This is a genomic window from Pseudomonas sp. 05N432, assembly GCF_056396945.1.
In genome coordinates, this window is sequence record NZ_JBFTMM010000041.1 from 1 (window position 1) to 2,249 (window position 2,249).

A 2,249-nucleotide genomic window follows, 5' to 3' on the forward strand; every position below is an offset into this window, starting at 1 on the left:
ACATCGGTGTCGTTGGCCAGCACGTTGATGCTCAGGGTCTGGTTCTCCGTGCCGGCGGCCGTATCGGCCACCGCCACCGGCGCGTCGTTGGTGCCGGTAATGGTCACGTCCACCGTGGARCTCGAGAGTGCCCCGTGTTCGTCCTGCATCTGGTAACTGAGTGTCACGTGTTCGACCACCCCTTGCGCCAGGTGGTCGAAGTCAGTTCCGGGGGTGAACAGCAGCTGGTTGCCAACCACGCTGGCCGTGCCCTTGTTTGCCGGTGCACTGACCGAGTTCAGTGTGAACAGGTGACCGTCGTCGACATCGGTGTCGTTGSCCAGCACGTTGATGCTCAGGGTCTGGTTYTCCGTGCCGGCGGCCGTATCGGCCACCGCCACCGGYGCGTCGTTGGTGCCGGTRATSGTCACGTCCACCGTGGAGCTTGAGAGCGCCCCGTGTTCGTCCTGCATCTGGTAAGTGAGCGTCACGTGTTCGACCGCACCCTGCGCCAGATGGTCGAAATCACTTCCCGGGGTGAACACCAGCTGGTTGTCGACCACGCTGGCTGTACCCTTGTTTGCCGGCGCGCTGGCCGAGTTCAGCGTGAACAGGTGGCCGTCGTCAGCATCGGTGTCGTTGGCCAGTACGTCGATGCTCAGGGTCTGGTTTTCCGTGCCGGCGGCCGTATCGGCCACCGCCACCGGCGCGTCGTTGGTGCCGGTGATCGTCACGTCCACCGTGGAGCTTGAGAGCGCTCCGTRYTSGTCCTGCATCTGGTAAGTGAGCGTCACGTGCTCGACCACCCCTTGCGCCAGGTGATCAAAATCACTTCCCGGATTGAACTGCAACTGGTTGCCAACCACGCTGGCACCGCCCTGGTTTGCCGGTGCGCTGGCGCTGACCAAGGTGAATGCATGGCCGTCGTCGACGTCGGTGTCATTGGCCAGCACGTCGATCGTCAGGGTCTGGTTTTCCGTGCCAGTGGCCGTATCGGCCACCGCCACCGGTGCGTCGTTGGTGCCGGTGATGGTCACATCCACCGTGGAACTCGAGAGCGCACCGTGTTCATCCTGCATCTGGTAAGTGAGCGTCACGTGCTCGACCACGCCTTGCGCCAGATGGTCGAAATCAGCCCCCGGATTGAACTGCAACTGGTTGCCCGCGACGCTGGCACTGCCTTGGCCGATCGGCGCGCTGGCGCTGACCAAGGTGAATGCGTGACCGTCGTCGACATCGGTGTCGTTGCCCAGCACATCGATGGTCAGGGGCTGGTTTTCCGTGCCGGCGGCCGTATCGGCCACCGCCACCGGCGCGTCGTTGGTGCCGGTGATCGTCACGTCCACCGTGGAGCTCGAGAGCGAGCCGTATTCGTCCTGCATCTGGTAATTGAGCGTCACGTGCTCGACCGCGCCTTGCGCCAGGTGATCGAAGTCAGTTCCGGGGTTGAACAGCAACTGGTTGCCGACCACGCTGGCACTGCCTTGGCCGATCGGCGCGCTGGCGCTGACCAAGGTGAATGCGTGACCGTCGTCGACATCGGTGTCGTTGGCCAGCACGTCGATGCTCAGGGTCTGGTTTTCCGTGCCGGCAGCCGTATCGGCCACTGCCACCGGTGCGTCGTTGGTGCCAGTGATGGTCACATCCACCGTGGAGCTTGAGAGCGCCCCGTGTTCGTCCTGCATCTGGTAAGTGAGCGTCACGTGTTCGACCGCACCCTGCGCCAGATGGTCGAAATCRCTTCCCGGGGTGAACACCAGCTGGTTTTCGACCACGCTGGCTGTGCCCTTGCTCGCTGGCGCGCTGACCGAGTTCAGCGTGAACGCGTGACCGTCGTCGACATCGGTGTCATTGGCCAGCACGTCGATGCTCAGGGTCTGGTTTTCCGTACCGGCGGCCGTATCGGCCACCGCCACCGGCGCGTCGTTGGTGCCGGTGATGGTCACGTCTACGCTGCTGGTCGAGATTGCGCCGTGCTCGTCGCTCATGGTGTAGCTGAGCGTGACACTGGCCGTGGCGCCTTGCGCCAGGTGGTCGAAGTCAGTTCCGGGGGTGAACACCAGCTGGTTGCCGACCACGCTGGCACTGCCTTTGTTTGCCGGCGCGCTGGCCGAGTTCAGAGTGAACGCGTGACCGTCATCGACATCGGTGTCGTTGCCCAGCACGTTGATGGTCAGGGTCTGGTTTTCCGTGCCGGCGGCCGTATCGGCCACAGCCACCGGCGCGTCGTTGGTGCCGGTAATGGTCACGTCTACGCTGCTGGTCGAGAT

General features: G+C 63.7%; 1 protein-coding gene. It reads right to left on the minus strand.

What is annotated here, in order from left to right; translation table 11 throughout:
* On the minus strand, nucleotides 1–2,249 hold a 2,249-nt coding region (locus AC1DHT_RS29075), incomplete at both ends, for an Ig-like domain-containing protein (RefSeq protein WP_477761579.1).